Annotated in this window: 12 protein-coding genes; 8 read left to right on the plus strand and 4 right to left on the minus strand. The window is 63.3% G+C overall.

Annotated elements, in window-relative coordinates; all coding sequences use genetic code 11:
- Nucleotides 1-297: 297 nt before the first annotated feature.
- Both VHD36_15600 and truB read right to left on the minus strand, forming a co-directional pair.
- Nucleotides 298-3126: a DNA translocase FtsK gene (locus VHD36_15600; GenBank protein HVU88746.1), complete on the minus strand. Its 2829-nt coding sequence runs from the start codon at nucleotides 3124-3126 to the stop codon at nucleotides 298-300.
- Between the two features lie 496 nt (nucleotides 3127-3622).
- Complete coding sequence (gene truB / locus VHD36_15605) at nucleotides 3623-4591, minus strand: tRNA pseudouridine(55) synthase TruB (protein HVU88747.1); 969 nt, start codon at nucleotides 4589-4591, stop codon at nucleotides 3623-3625.
- 179 nt (nucleotides 4592-4770) lie between these two features.
- Here truB and VHD36_15610 point away from each other — a divergent pair, with 179 nt between their 5' ends.
- Nucleotides 4771-6084 carry an alkyl sulfatase dimerization domain-containing protein gene (locus VHD36_15610; GenBank protein HVU88748.1) on the plus strand — a complete coding sequence of 438 codons (1314 nt, stop codon included), beginning with the start codon at nucleotides 4771-4773 and terminating at the stop codon, nucleotides 6082-6084.
- Nucleotides 6085-6179: 95 nt separating this feature from the next.
- On the opposite strand, the gene aat is transcribed toward VHD36_15610, so the two are convergent.
- Nucleotides 6180-6887: a leucyl/phenylalanyl-tRNA--protein transferase gene (gene aat, locus VHD36_15615; GenBank protein ID HVU88749.1), complete on the minus strand. Its 708-nt coding sequence runs from the start codon at nucleotides 6885-6887 to the stop codon at nucleotides 6180-6182.
- A gap of 193 nt (nucleotides 6888-7080) precedes the next feature.
- Here aat and VHD36_15620 point away from each other — a divergent pair, with 193 nt between their 5' ends.
- The 7 genes from VHD36_15620 (at nucleotide 7081) to VHD36_15650 (ending at nucleotide 15485) form a co-directional block, all read left to right on the plus strand.
- On the plus strand, nucleotides 7081-8286 hold the full coding sequence (locus tag VHD36_15620) for a trypsin-like peptidase domain-containing protein (GenBank protein HVU88750.1): 1206 nt from the start codon (nucleotides 7081-7083) through the stop codon (nucleotides 8284-8286).
- Nucleotides 8287-8746: 460 nt separating this feature from the next.
- On the plus strand, nucleotides 8747-10579 hold the full coding sequence (gene dnaG, locus VHD36_15625; protein HVU88751.1) for a DNA primase: 1833 nt from the start codon (nucleotides 8747-8749) through the stop codon (nucleotides 10577-10579).
- A 119-nt stretch (nucleotides 10580-10698) separates the two neighbouring features.
- Nucleotides 10699-12387 carry an RNA polymerase sigma factor RpoD gene (gene rpoD, locus VHD36_15630; GenBank protein ID HVU88752.1) on the plus strand — a complete coding sequence of 563 codons (1689 nt, stop codon included), beginning with the start codon at nucleotides 10699-10701 and terminating at the stop codon, nucleotides 12385-12387.
- Nucleotides 12388-12477: 90 nt separating this feature from the next.
- Nucleotides 12478-13206, plus strand: a complete 729-nt coding sequence (locus VHD36_15635) for a phospholipase (GenBank protein ID HVU88753.1) — start codon at nucleotides 12478-12480, stop codon at nucleotides 13204-13206.
- A gap of 425 nt (nucleotides 13207-13631) precedes the next feature.
- Nucleotides 13632-14114 carry a transcription elongation factor GreA gene (gene greA / locus VHD36_15640; GenBank protein ID HVU88754.1) on the plus strand — a complete coding sequence of 161 codons (483 nt, stop codon included), beginning with the start codon at nucleotides 13632-13634 and terminating at the stop codon, nucleotides 14112-14114.
- A gap of 60 nt (nucleotides 14115-14174) precedes the next feature.
- Complete coding sequence (locus VHD36_15645; protein HVU88755.1) at nucleotides 14175-14546, plus strand: cupin domain-containing protein; 372 nt, start codon at nucleotides 14175-14177, stop codon at nucleotides 14544-14546.
- A gap of 267 nt (nucleotides 14547-14813) precedes the next feature.
- Nucleotides 14814-15485 (plus strand): DUF2007 domain-containing protein, encoded by a 672-nt coding sequence (locus VHD36_15650; protein HVU88756.1) that lies wholly within the window; start codon nucleotides 14814-14816, stop codon nucleotides 15483-15485.
- A 79-nt stretch (nucleotides 15486-15564) separates the two neighbouring features.
- Here VHD36_15650 and VHD36_15655 read toward each other — a convergent pair whose 3' ends face one another.
- Nucleotides 15565-16347, minus strand: a complete 783-nt coding sequence (locus VHD36_15655; GenBank protein HVU88757.1) for a FliA/WhiG family RNA polymerase sigma factor — start codon at nucleotides 16345-16347, stop codon at nucleotides 15565-15567.
- Nucleotides 16348-16455 lie beyond the last annotated feature (108 nt).

The raw sequence follows: 16455 nt of genomic DNA on the forward strand, positions 1-16455 counted from the left end.
GAAGCGGCGCACGGTGGGATGCGTCGGCCGCGGAAATTCCCCTCCCGGTCAGGGAGGGGCTAGGGCACGTGACGCGTGCAGCACCGCGCGACTTCGACTTCGCGCAAGAGTCTTGTTGAAAGCAGACTCACCGTTTTGGCCCGCGGTGATTAGCGACCTGATTGGATCGCCGCGCGTTTCACCCCTCACCCCGGCCCTCTCCCGAAGGGAGAGGGGGTTTCATCAGGCGCTGCCCTATTCTCCGAAGGGAGAGGGGGCTTCATTAGGCGCTGCCCTGTTCTCCCGAAGGGAGAGGGGTTACGCGCTTTCGGTTCTGAAGCGGCGCACGGTGGGATGCTTCGGTGGCGGCACGCCAGGGTGCTCATCCTCGGCGGCGATCGTGTCGGAGTTTGATTCTTCTTCGTCCGATTCGTCGGCTACTTCGTCGGCAAGCTCTTCGTCGGAATCATGTGCTTCGTCGCTGTCGTCGTCGTCCGCCTCGTCGCTTGCTTCGTCTTCGAATTCGTCATTGAGCTCGTCCTCTTGCTCGTCGGCGAGTTGATCAGCGGCGTCTTCTTCGTATTCATCCTCGCCTTCGTCCGCATCGATCGAGTCGTCTAGCTCCTCGTCTTCGTCGACGTCGGCATGCTCGACGTTCATGATCACCGAGTGCCGGGCTCGCCCGGTCGGCAATGGCGGGGCTGGCTCGTCATCTTCCGAGGGGTCGGGCAGGATCTTGTTGCGGCGCGGCTTGGGGGGCTCGGGTACCGCGTCCGCAGCGCCGTTCATCGCGTGCCACTGGTCGATCGTGATCAGCACTTCGCGGGCTTGCGAGCCGTTGTACGTGCCGACGACGCCGTCTTCGGCCATGAAGTCGATCAAGCGGGCGGCGCGGCCGTAGCCGATTCCCAGCGAGCGCTGCAAGAGCGACACGCTGCCGCGCCCTTCGCGAATGACGATTTCGATCGCGGCATCGTACATTTCGTCGCGATGGCGCGGTTCGGCGGCCCCCTCGGACTCGGTCGGCGCCGCTGGCTTGAGCTGCACCAGCTCCTTGACGAACTCGGGCTCGTTGGTGCCGACGAATTCGACGATCTTGTTGATCTCGTCGTCGCCGACGTACGTTCCTTGGCCGCGAAGCAGCGTGCTCGTGCCCGGCCACAGGAACAACAAGTCGCCGTTGCCCAATAGCTTGTCGGCCCCCATCTCGTCGAGCACCACGCGGCTGTCCGTGCGGCTGGCGACCTGAAACGCGATGCGGGCCGGCAAGTTCGATTTGATCAGGCCGGTGATGACGTCGACGGTCGGTTTCTGCGTGGCCAGCACCAGATGGATACCGACGGCACGGCTCTTTTGCGCCAGGCGAATGATGTGCGTTTCGACTTCCTTGGCGGCCGTCATCATCAGGTCGGCCATCTCGTCGGCCACGATCACGATGTACGGCAAGTGCGTGGGAATGTTCTTGCGCTCTTCGTCGTTCTCCGGCTGCAACCGCTCCATGAGCTCTTCCTCGCCGAGCTGGTTGTAGCCCGAGATGTGCCGGACACCCGCGCGGGCCAAGAGGGCGTACCGCTCTTCCATCTTGTCGACGGCCCAGGCCAGGATCGCCTCGGCCTTGCGCATGTCGGTGACCACCGGGTGCATCAAGTGCGGCAGCGTTTTGTAGCTGCTCATTTCGACCATCTTGGGATCGATCAAGAGCATGCGCACCTCGTCCGGACGGCGCGTCATGAGCATCGACACGATCAACGTGTTCAGGCACACGCTTTTGCCGGTGCCCGTCCGCCCGGCGATGAGCAAGTGCGGCAGCGTGGTCAGGTCGACCACCAGCGGATTGCCGGCGACGTCCTTGCCCAGGTAGATGGGGATGCGCATCTTGCTGGCCTTGCCGTTGGCCTCTTCGATCACTTCGCGCAGACGTACGATCTGCCGCTCGGCATTCGGCACTTCGATACCGACGGTGTTTTTGCCGGGGATGGGGGCCACGATGCGCACGCTGGGGACGCGCAGGGCGATGGCCAGGTCTTCGGCCAGGCCCGTGATCTTGCTGAGCCTTAGACCGGCTTCCAGCTCGATTTCGAACTGGGCGATGACCGGCCCCGTTTCGATCTCGACGACTTTGACGTTGAAGCCGAAGTCGAGGAAGGTCTTTTCCAGGATCTTGGCCTTGCGGCGGACGTCCTTCTCGTGCTCTTCGAAATGGATGGGCTCGCCTTCGACCAGCATTTCGATCGACGGCAGCTCGTACGGACGGTTGTCCTCGGTGCGTGCCGCCGCGTCGAGCGCGGCCATGACTTCCTGCCGTTCGCCGCGTTTGACCGGTGGCTTGATGCGCAGCGCGCCGGCGGCCGGTTCTTCCTCTTCGCCCTCGGCCTCATCGGTTTCGGGTTGTTCCGCGGCGGCGTCATCGGCAACGACTTCGTCTTCCTCGGCGGCGGCCTCCGGCGCGGCCAACTTGTCGATAGCCTTGCCGCGGATCTTCACGACGGCCAGGTCGCGCGTTTCGGCCTCGGCATCGTCGAGGTCGGTGCGCGGCGCGGCAGGCTTGCTTTCGCTACTGCTCTGAGCCATGGCACCGCGGACGCGCGACAGCCCGCGCCCCGCAGCGCGAGCCGGCACGCCCAGCACCAGGGCCGAGGCCCGAAAGACCAGGTAATCACTGCACAAGAGCAAGCCGCAGAGCAGCACGCTGAGGACGACCACGTAAGCGCCGGCGGTGGCCAGGTGCGTTTGCAGAACCGTCCGGCCGACGGCGCCCAAGTATCCGCCGGAACCGGCGACGGGCCCCGGCGATAGCCAGGGGACGGCCATGGCAAGCAAGGTCGTCAACCCGGCCAGAGAAATCAACCAGCCCATGCCGCGCATCCACGCCGCATCGAGCGGTCGCCGCGCGAGCAGCAGGAAGGCCACGGCGCCGAGCGAGATCGACAAATAGTAAGCACCCAGCCCGAGCGTTTCTAAAAGCAAGTGTGACGCCCGCGCTCCGAGCGGCCCGCACACGTTGTGCGTTTCGGTCTGCGGCGGGAACGTGAGCCTCGCCGGTGGATCGGCCGGATCGTACGTCGCGAGCGACAGGCCCAGGAACACGGCCAAGGCGACCAGGGCGAGCGCGAGCATGTCGCGCTTGAGATTACGGTTTTCAGACATGTGCGACCAAAAGTCTCGGGTGAGAGACTGACGCCATGCGCGTGGCGCAGCGGCGTCTTCGTGGGCGCATCCATGCCCGTCAATCGTCCTGTGGAACCTCGCGTGGCCCGTGGGCCGCGCGGCAATCGGGTCTGTCGGATTAGATCGACCGGTTTTGGCGCTTGTCGCGAGGGTCATTTCTCGTGGCGGATTGAATTGCCTGAAGCGTAGGGCGGGAAAGTTCGGCCGCGCAGGCAGAATCGTCAGGACAGGCGCTCGCGCGACCGCTCTTTAGTCACTGTAGCGCCGAGTGGCGCGGCGGCTACGGCCGCGCAACGCAGGAAGTCATGCCAGCACGCGAACGATGGTCCGTTTATGACGGCTGGCCAAAGTTTTCTCGCGTCGAGTCGAACGCAGGCGAGGTGCACGCTTATTCGCCACAGGCGAAAAAGCACGGCACACCAAGCGAAGCAGATCACGGGGGTGCCACGGGTGGCTTGTCCATGCGTGCCGCCGTTCAAGCGCGGGGTAGAAGATTCAGCCTTGGTCCATACTGCCCCGGCGCGCGCTCGCGCAGAATCGCTACCAGTTCGCCGTGTGCATCGAGAGCGGCCAGTTCCGATCCACGAGCATCGCTCACGTCGGCGAGATCCAAGAACCGCCCATGGCCGATCATGTCGATCTGCTCGGCGGTAAGCGTAACGGCCGGCAAGTTGCGCACGGCGTCGCGCATCGGGCGCAGCCAGGCGTGGCAATCTGCGGACACAAGCGCTTCGCAACGCCAGGCCTCGTTCTGGTGGAACGGGCCGATCTCGGTGCGCGCCAGCCCCGCCATCACGGCGGCCGTGCCCAATGATTCGGCCAGGTCGCGTCCCAGCGAGCGAATGTACGTGCCCGATCCGCAGCGGATGTCGAGCACGAGTTGCGGGTATTCGTATTCCAATACTTCGATCGCGTGGATCGTGATGGGACGTGGCGCCAGTTCGACCGCGCGACCCGCGCGCGCCAGATCGTACGAACGCCTACCGCCGACGCGCAAGGCAGAGAACGCCGGCGGCCGTTGCATGATCGCGCCGGTCAGCCGCGCGGCGGCGGCCACGATTTCGGCGCGCTCGGGGCGCGGTGGGTCGGGGAGGATCGTGACTTCGCCTTCGATATCCTCGGTGGGGCTTGCGCGGCCGAGCAAGAATGTGGCTCGATACCGCTTCGGCGCGCGCTGCACGTATTCGATCAGTCGCGTCGCCGCGCCGACGCACACCACCAGCACGCCGGTGGCCAGCGGGTCGAGCGTGCCCGCGTGCCCCGTGCGCGCGGGCCGCACCAGGCGCTTGACCACGTCCACCACCTCGCGCGAGGTCTTGCCGGCGGGCTTGTCGATGTTGACGATCCCGGAATGCGGCGCGGAAATCGATCCGGAAAAGACCATGTCGGGGTTTAATGTCGTGCGACGCGAAGTGGCCGGCAACGCGGCCACGGGCGGGGCCATCGGGCCAGGGTTACGAAACCAGAATTGTCAGGCGGAACGTTGATGGTCTATGCTCGAATATTGAGGAGTGAGCGCTCCGCGGAGCAGTCATTCCGTTGCAGAAGAATCCTGTCGGGGTAGACGCCGCGTGCAGAACGGAATTCGCCGCCCCATGACATATTTTGCCGGAAACTAGAGCCATGAACAGTAACTGCAAGAAAGTCGTCGTGCCGCTTCGCTGTACCCTGACGCACTTGGCGATACTGGCGACCATCACGCTTGTGACGAACGAAAGTCATGCCCAGTTTGACGGCGTCTTGGGCGCGGCCAACCGCCCGGCTGAAAAAGTTCACGAGAAAATCTACCTGGCGTCGGGCTTTGGCAACACCTTCATGGTGCTGACGGACGAAGGGAACGTGATTATCGACACGTCGCTACCCGATATGGCCAGGCGGCATCACCAGGTGCTCACGGAAGTCAGCAAGGCGCCCACGCGGTACATCATCTTCACGCACGCCCACGAGGATCACACGAGCGGCGCCGGCCTGTGGAAGCAGCCTGACACGCAAGTGATCGCGCAGCGGCAGTTTGTCGAGATGCGGCAATACCAGGACCGCTTCGGTGAATTCTTCGCGCGGCGCAACGCCGCGCAATTCGGCTTCGACGAAGAGCGGGCTCGCGAAGCCGCGCGAAATCGCCCGGCACGCATCGAGCCCACGATACTCTTCGACGAGAAACATGAATTCGAGCTGGGGGGCACGAAGTTCGAGCTTCTGCACACGCCCGGCGAAACGTACGACCACCTGACGGTCTGGCTGCCGCAATACAAGGCGGCCTTCGTCGGCGACAACTTCTACGCCTCGTTTCCGAATATGTATACGTTGCGAGGCTGCCGACCGCGGTGGGCGCTGGATTACATCGATTCGCTGAACAAAGTGCTGGCCTTGCAGCCGGAAATCTTATTGCCGAGCCACGGCAATCCGATCGTCGGCGCTGAGAAGGTCGCGACGGCCGTAACCCGCTACCGCGACGCCATTCAATACGTACACGACGCGACGGTCAAAGGCATGAACGACGGCAAGGACGTTTATACGCTCATGCGCGAGATTGTCCTGCCGGCCGATTTGGATGTGGGGGACGCCTACGGGAAAGTTTCGTGGAGCGTGCGCGGCATCTACGAAGGCTACGTCGGCTGGTTCGACGGCGATCCGGCCACGATGTATGCCGAAGCGCCGCAAAAGGCCGACGTGGAATTGGTACGCATGGCCGGCGGTGCAGGGCCCGTCGCCAAGCGAGCGATGGAAATGGTCGAGGCGGGCGAGCACGTGCAAGGATTGCGCCTGGCCGGCGCCGCACTTGCGGCCGAGCCAAATAGCACTGCCGCGACCCAAGCCCGGGCCGCGGCGCTCAAGGCGCTGTTGGCCAAGTGTCGCAACTCGAACGAGCGCGGCTGGCTGGCCAGCGGCCTGCGGCGCGTCGAGAAATCCGCCGCAGCGACGTCGGGCGGAAGGTGAGAAGCGCTGAGCGCTAAGTGATGAGTGATGAGTGATGAGCGGAAGAAGACGAAGAGACAGGCGTTGCCGCTCGCAGCCGTATTTTCGCTCATCACTCAGCGTTCATCACTCCGCACTTCTTCGCCGTTCCATTTCACCGGCGCAGCAAGCGCGCTCGCCAGTCGGCTCAAGAACTCCTCGCGGGGAATGGTGCTTGCGCCGAAGCGTGTCGTATGCGGCGTCAACTGCTGGATGTCGAGCAGTTCGAAGCCGCGCTCGCGTAAACGTTCCACCAGCGCGACCAGTGCGACCTTCGAGGCGTCGGGCACCTGGTAGAACATCGACTCGGCCGCGAAATAGCCCGCCAGTGCCACGCCGTACACCCCGCCGGCCAGCCGACCCTCCTTCCAGGCTTCGATGCTATGAGCGTGGCCTTCCTCGTGCAACGTTACATACGCCTGTAGCATCTCGGGAGTGATCCAGGTACTGTCGGCGCGCTTTTGCGCCGTGGCGCAGCCAGTGATGACACCGCGAAAGTCGCGATCGACCGTCACGTCGAATCGCCCGCTGCGATACGTGCGCAGCAAGCGGCGCGACGGACGAAAGTCGGCGAATTCGATCACGGCCCGTGGGTCAGGAGACCACCAGGCGAGCAACCCATCCGTAAGCGGCCAGGGAAAAATGCCGTGCTGGTATGCGTCGAGCAGCCAATCGGTCGAAAGTTCACCGCCGACGCCGATCAAGCCGGCGGAATCCGCGTAAGCGGCCGGGGGAAAGTGGCGCGGCGCGCGAGCGACCGCGGCGCGGTGAGAGCCTGCGACCATGCGTCACGACACGGTCTGAAGGGTGAAGGAAAGTCCGTCTCTATCTCTATTGCACTCTAACAGGGCGCCTGAGCAGCAACAAGCGCGGCGCGCAAGAAGCGCGTTGCCGTTAGCTGTTCCGTTAGCGCGCAGCATCTATAATCACGACAGCGACCCAAAGTTTTGCGGCACCATTGCTGGAGCTTCCGTGGCGATGCAGGAATTCGACTATACGCGGCCACCACCACCGGCGCCGCCTCCACCGCGACGACCGCTGGCGCTCTTCTTCTTGCTAGCGATGCTGGTCGTGGTGACGACCGCCCCGTTCCTGGTCGAGCGCATCCAGTACGCCTCCACGCGCGGCAAGCTGCGGGCGCGGGCCGACACGGCCAGCGAGGAATTAGACAAGCTGAAGGATAAGGCGGGCCTGGTTTCGCTGGCCGACACTTCGCACGTCTTCAACCTGGTGGCGCGCAAGGTCGAGCCGTGCGTCGTACACATCGATGTCGAGCAATTGCCCGGCAGCCGGCCGGACGAAATCGTGCTGCGCATTCCCGGACACGGTCCCCCGGTCACGCAAGGGCAGGGGTCGGGCTTCATTATCGACGCGGACGGGCACATCGTGACGAATCGGCACGTCGTCGAAGGGGCCACCGCGATTCGCGTCAACCTGGCCGACGGCCGCATGATCGAGGATGTAACACTGGTGGGCGATGACGAGCTGACGGATCTGGCGGTGTTGAAAATCAACGCCAGTGATTTGTCCGTGGCCTCGTGGGGCGACAGCAACGCCTTGGACGTCGGCGATTGGGTGCTGGCGGTCGGCAACCCTTACGGACTCGATCGCACGGTGACCTCGGGGATCGTCAGCGCCACGCAGCGGCGCAAAATCGCGCCCTCGAGCACCTATCAAGACTTCCTCCAGACTGACGCCGCGGTGAATCCGGGTAACAGCGGCGGGCCGCTCGTAAATATGTTCGGCGAAGTCGTCGGCGTGACGACCGCGATCGTGGGGCGTTCGTACCAGGGCATCAGCTTCGCCATCCCCAGCGAAGTGGCGCGGAACAGCTTTGATCAAATCATCAAGAACGGCCACGTCGAGCGCGGCTACCTGGGCGTCGGCTTTCAGGATTTGAATCCGAAGCTGGTGCAAGGCTTGGGACTACAGAGTGACCAGGGGGCACTCGTCGCGGAAGTCGCGCCGGGTTCCCCCGCCGATGCGGCTGGCATTCAAGAGGGGGACGTGATTCTCGAATGGAATGATCGGCGAGTCATCGACCCCACGGATCTGGCGAGGGCCGTGGCGGGCACGGAAATCGGCTCGACGGCAAAGCTGGTGATCTGGCGAAAAGGCGAACGACAAACGATCGAGGCAAAGGTAGGGCGCAGGCCCGTGCGACCGCGCATGCGGGGACGGTAGCCTTCCGCACTTCGGATCGCGAAGCGTCGGTAACAAGCGAGATACCAAGGGAGGCTGACAACCGGCGTTAACAACTTGTCGGCAGTTTGCTCGCACCCGATCGGGGCCGTGATAGCACCAGGATCGCGCGGCGAATAGTGGGACCAAGCGCCGAGAAATGTCCGCGAAGAGCGCGCGATTTGGCATGCGATTTTTGTGTCCGAAGTCCAATCCAGGCTTAGCTTGACCCCTATTTTTTGCAGGGCTATAATCCCGCCCGCTTTTGACCCAAAGCGGATTGTCCGTGAACGTTTTTCGGCGACAGCGCTTGACCCACACGTGCCTGTCGTCGTGTTTTTTGCAGCTGTTGATCTCCCGCGCTTCTTGTTGACCGTTCGCGCGCCGCGGCGTGCGCCGCCAGGCGTATTCGCCAACGACGCGCGTGTAACGGATTGCCAGGCCGCCAGGCCGCGGAGTTGCCGTGTCTGCTGGATCGTCGTTCGAGATCAAAGAGCAGATCAAACGGTCGATCGACATCGTCGACCTGGTCGGCAGCTATGTGCAGTTGCGCCGCGAAGGGCGCGGTTACAAGGCGCTCTGCCCGTGGCACGACGATTCGCGCCCCAGCCTGCAAGTGAATGCCGAGCGGCAATCGTGGAAATGCTGGGTTTGTGACGTCGGCGGCGACGTCTTCAGCTTCGTCATGCGGATGGAGAAAGTCGAGTTCCCCGAGGCGCTGGCCATGCTCGCCGAGCGCGCGGGAATTCCGCTGGTGCGCACGGCCAGCTCGGGGCGGCCCACGGACGATAAGAAACTTCTGCACCAGGCCATGGCCTGGGCCGAGGAACTGTACCACCAGTTCTTGCTCAAAGCGCCGGCCGCCGCCGGGGCCCGTGACTACCTGGCCCAGCGTGGGCTGTCGGACGAGAGCGTGCGCCGCTTCCACTTGGGATTCGCGCCGTATGACTGGGAGTGGATTGTCACTCAAGCCCGGGGGACGCGCTTCACGCCGCAAATCCTGGAAGCGGTCGACTTGATCCGTCGGCGCGCCAACGGCCCGGGGCATTGGGACACGTTTCGCGGGCGGGTTCTGTTTTCGATCCGCGATACGCAAAGCCGTCCGGTCGGATTCGGCGGACGCGTCATCCCCGTCGAGGGGGAACAGACCCCGCCGGCCAAATATCTCAACTCGCGCGAGACGCCGCTCTTCACCAAGAGCAGCCTGCTCTATGGCCTTGATGTCGCTCGCGAGGCGATCACGAAGCAAAAGACGGCGATCGTGATGGAGGGGTATACCGATTGCTTGATGGCGCAGCAGTTCGGCATTGCGAATGCCGTGGCGGCCTTGGGAACGGCCTTCGGCGAGCGGCACGTGCAACTGCTGCGGCGTTACGCCGACCGCATCGTGCTGGTCCTCGACGGCGACAAGGCGGGCCGCGACCGGACGAACCAGTTGCTCGAGATGTTTATCGCCGAGCCGATTGATTTGCGCGTGCTGACGCTGCCCGACGAATTGGATCCGTGCGATTTCCTTCTGGCCCGGGGGCGCGCGGCCTTCGAAGCCTTGCTGGCCGGGGCGGCCGATGCGCTGGAGCACAGATTTCGCACGGCCACCGAGTCGATTTCGGCCGAAAGCGGCGTCCACGAAGCGAATCAGGCCCTGGAAGAGGTGTTGGGCACGCTGGCCAAGGCTCCCCGTCTGGCGGCCGCGTCCGCCGGCGCCGCGCGGCTGAAGGAAGAGCAAATTCTGAACCGGCTGGCGGCGAAGTTCGGTATTTCGGAAGAACGGGTACGAGCCCGCCTGACGTCGTTGCGACAGACCGCGCGACAGCCGAAGCGAGCCGCCGCCGGGAACGAAGCAGTCGCAGCGGCGGTCCTCGATCCGTGGGAACGCCGTTTGCTGGAGATTGCGATCGTCGCGCCCGAGCTCCTGCCGAGAATGCGCGAAGAAATTTTGACGGAACAGTTGACTTCGGCGTCGGCCCGCGCGATTCTGACATGCAGCTACGAGTGGTGTGGCGCGAGCCCATCTTTATTCGACCACCTGCTCGTACAGTTTGACGAGCCCGAGCTGAAAAGTCTGATCGTCGATCTCGACGAGCGCGGGCGTGCGAAGGGGGGGACGGAGATCGCTGCAGAACTCGAGCAGCTGTTGGCGGCGCATCGCCATCGGGCTGACCAAATCGAACAGCGCCGAGGGATGTCTGCGCTGGCGGAGCGACGAGTGGACGAACAAGCAGAAGCGGAGATTCTGCGACAGATCTGTGAGCGTGAGCGGAGTCGGCAAGGTATTTCCGTGCCCACGGATGGGTAGAGGATGCCCTGCCGATTGATCGAAGCGCGAGGTGGCCAATCATGACCCTTGCTTGGACCTCGCGGCCGAGATCATAATCGTTGTCCGAGACGCGCGCTGCGACGCGCGGGAGGATGTCAGTGGATCATTCCGATATCGACCTCGAAGAATTGGTAGCGCTGGGCAAGGCGCAAGGCTATCTGACCTACGATCAGGTCAACGAGTATCTGCCCGACGAGGCCGTCAATCCCGACAAGCTCGACAGCCTGCTGGTCGCCTTGGACGACCTGGGCATTTCTCTTTACAACGAGCCGCCCGAGCTGGACGCGGGCGAGCCGGCCGAGGTAACGGCCAACGGCGCGGTGGAAGTTTCTTTGCGTTTCGAGGACGAGGCGCCGGCCAAGGAGCCGCCGCGCATTCTGCTGGACGATAGTTCGCGCTGGAACGAAGATCCGGTGCGGATGTATCTGACGCAGATGGCCGAAATCCCGCTGTTGACGCGCGATCAGGAAATCTCGCTGGCCAAGAAGATCGAGGTCACGCGCAAGCGCTTCCGCCGCACCGTGCTGGCTTGCGATTACGCCATGCAGGCCACGATCAACACGCTGGCGAGCGTCCACGACGGCAGTTTGCCCTTTGATCGCACGATCAAGGTCTCGCTCACCGAGCGATTGACCAAAGAGCAGATCATGGCCCGTATGCCGCACAACCTGAAGACCCTGAACCACCTGCTGGAAGAGAATCGCCGCGATTTCCGCGTCGTGATCAGCCGCAAGGCGTCGCGCGAGGAGCGGATCGCGGCCCGCCGCCGCTTCCTGTCGCGCCGGCACAAGGCGTTGACGCTGGTCGAGGAATTGAGCCTGCGGACGCGCCGCGTGCAGCCGCTACTCAAGCAGTTGGCCGAGATCGCGCATCGCATGACCGAGCTGCAGGCGCGGATCGCCCGGATCGACGCCGCCGGCGCCCTGGGCGCGGCCAAGGACGAGCGGGCCAACCTCCGCAAGGAGCTGCGCGACCTGATGCTCATCACGCTGGAAAGCCCCGCCAGCCTGCGGAAGCGCTGCGAGCTGATGCGCGAGCAGTTCCGCGACTACGAGAATGCCAAGCGCGAGCTGTCGGGCGGCAACCTGCGGTTGGTCGTGTCGATCGCCAAGAAGTACCGCAACCGCGGCTTGAGCTTCCTGGACCTGATCCAGGAAGGTAACACGGGGCTGATGCGGGCCGTCGACAAGTACGAGTATCGCCGCGGCTACAAGTTCTCGACCTACGCCACCTGGTGGATTCGGCAGGCGATCACCCGCGCCATCGCCGACCAGGCCCGCACGATCCGCATCCCGGTCCACATGATCGACGTTCTCAGCCGGCTGCGTAACGTGTCGAAGCGGCTGGTGCAGGAACTGGGACGCGAGCCGACGACCGAGGAGACCGCCCACGCCGCCGACATTAGTGTCGAGGAGACACGTCGCGTGCTGAACATCGGCCGGCATCCGATCAGCCTCGACCGGCCGGTGGGCGAGAGCGAGGATAGCTCATTTGGGGAGTTCATCGAGGATAATGCCTCGCAAAGCCCGCTCTCGACGGCCGCGCAGAGCATGCTCCGCGACCGTATCGAGAATTTGCTGAAGACGCTCACCTATCGCGAGCGGGAGATCATCCGGCTACGATATGGACTTGGCGACGGTTACACCTATACTTTGGAAGAGGTAGGGCGGATCTTCAAAGTGACGAGAGAACGTGTGCGACAAATCGAGGCCAAAGCCGTTCGCAAGCTGCAGCACCCGGTGCGGAGCAAACAGCTCGAAGGATTCCTCGAGGGGATCGCGAGTTGATACCGAAAGGCACAACCGCTGGCCGCAAGGCCAGCGGTTTTTTCATTTATGAATCAGGCAAATCTTGAAAAGGACGGGAACCAACGCCCCATGCCCGCCACGACCAACGTGCTGCGCGACCTGCATCGGATTCATCAGCAACTGGGCGACCTGCGCGACCGCTTGGAACGCGGTCCCAAGCAGATCAAGGCCCGCGAGGCGAATGTCGCTCGACTGGAAGGCGAATTGAACCAGGTCAAAGCCAACGCCAAGGCGGCGCGGGTGACGGTCGACCAGAAGCAACTGCTCCTCAAAACCGGGGAAGGTAAAATCGCCGACCTCAAGACCAAGCTCAACCAGGCCAGCAGCAACCGCGAATATCAGGCGCTGCGCGACCAGATCGCTGCCGACCAGATGGCCAACAGCGTCCTGGCCGACGAGATCCTGGAAGCGATGGAAAAGATCGACGAGGTCGCCGGCGGCGTTGGCGAGGCCGAGCAGAAGGTCGCCAAGGGGAAAGAAGAGCTTGCCAAGATCAAGCAGCAAGTCGCGAATCAGCACGACAGTCTGGCCGAGGACGTCCGCCGCCTGGAGGCGGAGTTGAAGGCCGCCGAGGCCGTGCTGCCCGACGACTTTCGCGAAGCCTATTACCGCATCGTGAAGAGCAAGGGTTCGGACGCCATGGCCCAGGTCGAAAATGGCTGCTGCACCGGCTGCTACCAGCAGATCACGCAAAACATGAACAACAACTTGCTCATGGGACGCATCGTTTTCTGCCAGGGCTCGTGTGGGCGATTGCTCTACCTGCCCGAGGATCGTTCGCCGGGCGGGGCTGGCTGATATCCGGCGATTTTGATCGCGGTGCGGGTTTGATCGCGGTGCGGGCGAGGAGTGCGGCTTGCCGCGGAAGTGATCCGAGCGGAATTCAGGCCGCTATTCGCCGTTTCAAAACCGTGGTCGGGTGCCGCTGGTGGCTCGCCCACCAGTGAGGAAGTCTCGATAAAAGACTGGTAGACAAGCTACCAGTGGCACACTTGCGGGAGCGTTCGTCAGGCATTTTTCAAACAGCGTCTCGGTCGCCGGCAGTGACGAATCGCCGCCCGTTCATTCCGCGGCGCTGGTCGCCTGACTGTCACTTTAGCAAGGTCGGCTCGAGTGCCTCGAAACACCACTTTACACGGCTGTTACGGCCCGACAAAATGACCAATCGTCGTGCGGCCTCCCAAACGGGGGCCGCATTTTTTTCGCCTTGGGAGTGAAGAGACATGTCTGACGTCATCCCCATGAGCCGCGGCGGCTACGACAAGCTCAAAGCCGAACTCGAGCACATGGAACAGGTGGAAATGCCGAAGATCGCCCAGCGAATCGCCGCCGCGCGCAGCGAAGGTGATCTGAGCGAAAACGCCGAATACCACGGCGCCCGCGAATCGCAGGCGATGATGCAGGCCAAGATCAACTTGCTGCGCGACAAGCTGAGTCGGTCGCGCATCGTCGACCCGGCCACGCTCCCCAAGGACGAAGTGGTGTTCGGCTCGACGGTGGTCGTCAAAGACCTCGACTTCGGCGACACCGAAGAGTTCACGCTCGTCGGCGCCGGTGACGAAGACTATGACAACGGTAAGATCCAGATCACGAGCCCCCTGGCCCAAGGCCTGGTCGGACACAAGGTGGGCGACAAGGTCGAGATCCAGGTTCCGCGCGGGACGATGAAATTCGAGATTCTGGAAATTCGCGCTGGGCTGGAGTAGCGCTCGGCCCGACAGATCTTCTCGATCGGGCGCGCGAGTCGCTATGGGGTTTCATCGGTGATGAGCAACAGCCCTCGCAAGGTAAACCTGAAAGACAAGCTCGCGCTGTTCGCCGAGCATTGGAGCCCGCGGATCATTGCCGAGCTGAACGGGCAGCACGTCAAGCTCGTGAAGCTGCTGGGGGAATTCGATTGGCACCACCATGCCGACGAGGACGAGCTGTTTCTTGTCGTTCGCGGACGCTTTCGGATGGATTTCCGCGACCATGCGGAGTGGGTCGAAGAGGGGGAGCTGCTGGTGGTGCCGCGCGGCGTCGAACATCGCCCGGTGGCCGAAACCGAGGCGCACGTTCTGCTCTTTGAACCCGCCTCGACGCTGAACACCGGCAATGTCGAAAGCGAACGCACCGTGCGCGAGCCGGAGCGGCTGTAGGAAGGCGATGCGATGAGCATCGGCGCCCGCGCAAGAGAACTGCGACGTTGAAGATCGGCGCTAGGTTTCTGTCCCCGGCCTCTGCGATCTGCGAGGCGGGGGACTGTAGGGTGCGCTATGCGCACCACGAACGAAAGTTCTCGGGTTATGGTGCCCACAGGGCACCCTACAAAGTCTGGGGTTATAGCCCCGGCTACAGACCTTGCAGTTCCGAGCACCCACGTTGACATCTTCTCTTACAACGAGTTCTGAATCTACAATTCGTGCATGAGCCATAACGAGCGACAGGTCGTGGTGTTTGCCGATGCGCGGCCGACGTTGGCCAGCCTGGTACACAATCGGCTGGCCGAAGCCGGCATCGAATCGTTCGTCGAAAATGAATTCCTGGGGCAGGCCGCTGGCGACTTGCCCGCCGGGGCCATCATGCCGCGCGTGGTGGTCGCCGAGGCTGATGCCGAGGACGCGCACCAGGTCGTGGCGGACTTCCGGCGCGAGGCGTTCGGCGCGCTGGCGGTCATCAGTCGCGAGTCGGAAGACGCGAGCAGCACGGCCGTAGCGCGGCGCGCCGGCCCGGTTGCCGACGAAGACGTGGCCCCCGCCGAGCGCGTGATTGTTCTGTGCCCTGAGTGCGGCAAGCCCCGGATGACGGTCTGTCCCTATTGCAACACGGCCAGCGCCACGTTTCCGGCCGGCGATCGTACCGGCCTGCGCGCTGCGGACGACGTGCCAGGCCTGGTGATCTGCCAGACGTGCGACGAACCGTTCGAGCCGGAATACTACCGGCGTTGTGCCTGGTGCGGCCACGATTTTGGCCACGGGCGCGAGACGGAACCGCCGGAAACGGTCGAGTACCTCAACGACCGGGTCACGGTGGCCGCGGTCGCCCTGGGGGCGGCGGTGTTCGTCGTTCTCGCGTACTTCAGCACGCTGCTGAAATAAAGCGACTGAAATAAAAAAGACGGCCGGAGTTCCGGCCGTCCTTGAATATTGTTGGGTAGTTGGCAGTTCGCCGCGCGGACTACGTGCTGAACTCGGGGCGGCGCCGCTCGAGCTGGCTTTGCAGCCGCTGCACGATCGAGCTGTGCATCTGGCTGACGCGGCTTTCCGAGAGATCGAGCGTGGCGCCGATCTCCTTCATCGTCAGCTCCTCGTAGTAGTAGAGGATGATGATCAACCGCTCGTTGCGATTCAGGCCCTTGGTGACCAGTCGCATCAGGTCGTTTTTCTGGATGCGGCGCGTGGGGTCTTCCCCCTTCTTGTCTTCGAGAATGTCGATTTCGCGGACATCCTTGTAGCTGTCGGTCTCGTACCATTTCTTGTTCAGACTGATCAGATTGACGGCGCTGGCGTCGAGCATCATCTTTTCGAGTTCGGCGACGCTGATGCCCATGTGCTCCGAAAGTTCGGCTTCGGACGGCTGGCGGCCGAGTTTCGTTTCCAGCGTCTTGATCCCTTCGTTGAGCTTGCTGGCCTTCGAGCGCACCAGGCGGGGCACCCAGTCCATCGTGCGCAGCTCGTCGAGCATGGCGCCGCGAATCCGGGGCACGCAGTAGGTCTCGAATTTCACGCCGCGCGTCAGGTCGAAGGCGTCGATCGCGTCCATCAGGCCGAAGACGCCCGCCGATACCAGGTCGTCGAGTTCGACCCCTTCGGGCAGTCGGGACCAGATGCGCTCGCCGTTGTATTTCACGAGCGGCAGGTACATTTCGACCAGGCGATTGCGCAGGTCCTGATTATTGGGATCTGCCTTGAAAGCCTCCCAGATCTGGGTCACCTCTTCGGCAGCCATCGTCGTTACCATGCCATCCTCCGTGAATCAGCCGGCAGCGTGTACGAATTGTTTTGAGCCTTAATCCGCTGGCGGTGCGTGGCGCTCAATGCGTTTCAGCCCGCGCTCTTCGCGGCCGGC

This window comes from Pirellulales bacterium, assembly GCA_035546535.1.
GTDB lineage: Bacteria > Planctomycetota > Planctomycetia > Pirellulales > JACPPG01 > JACPPG01.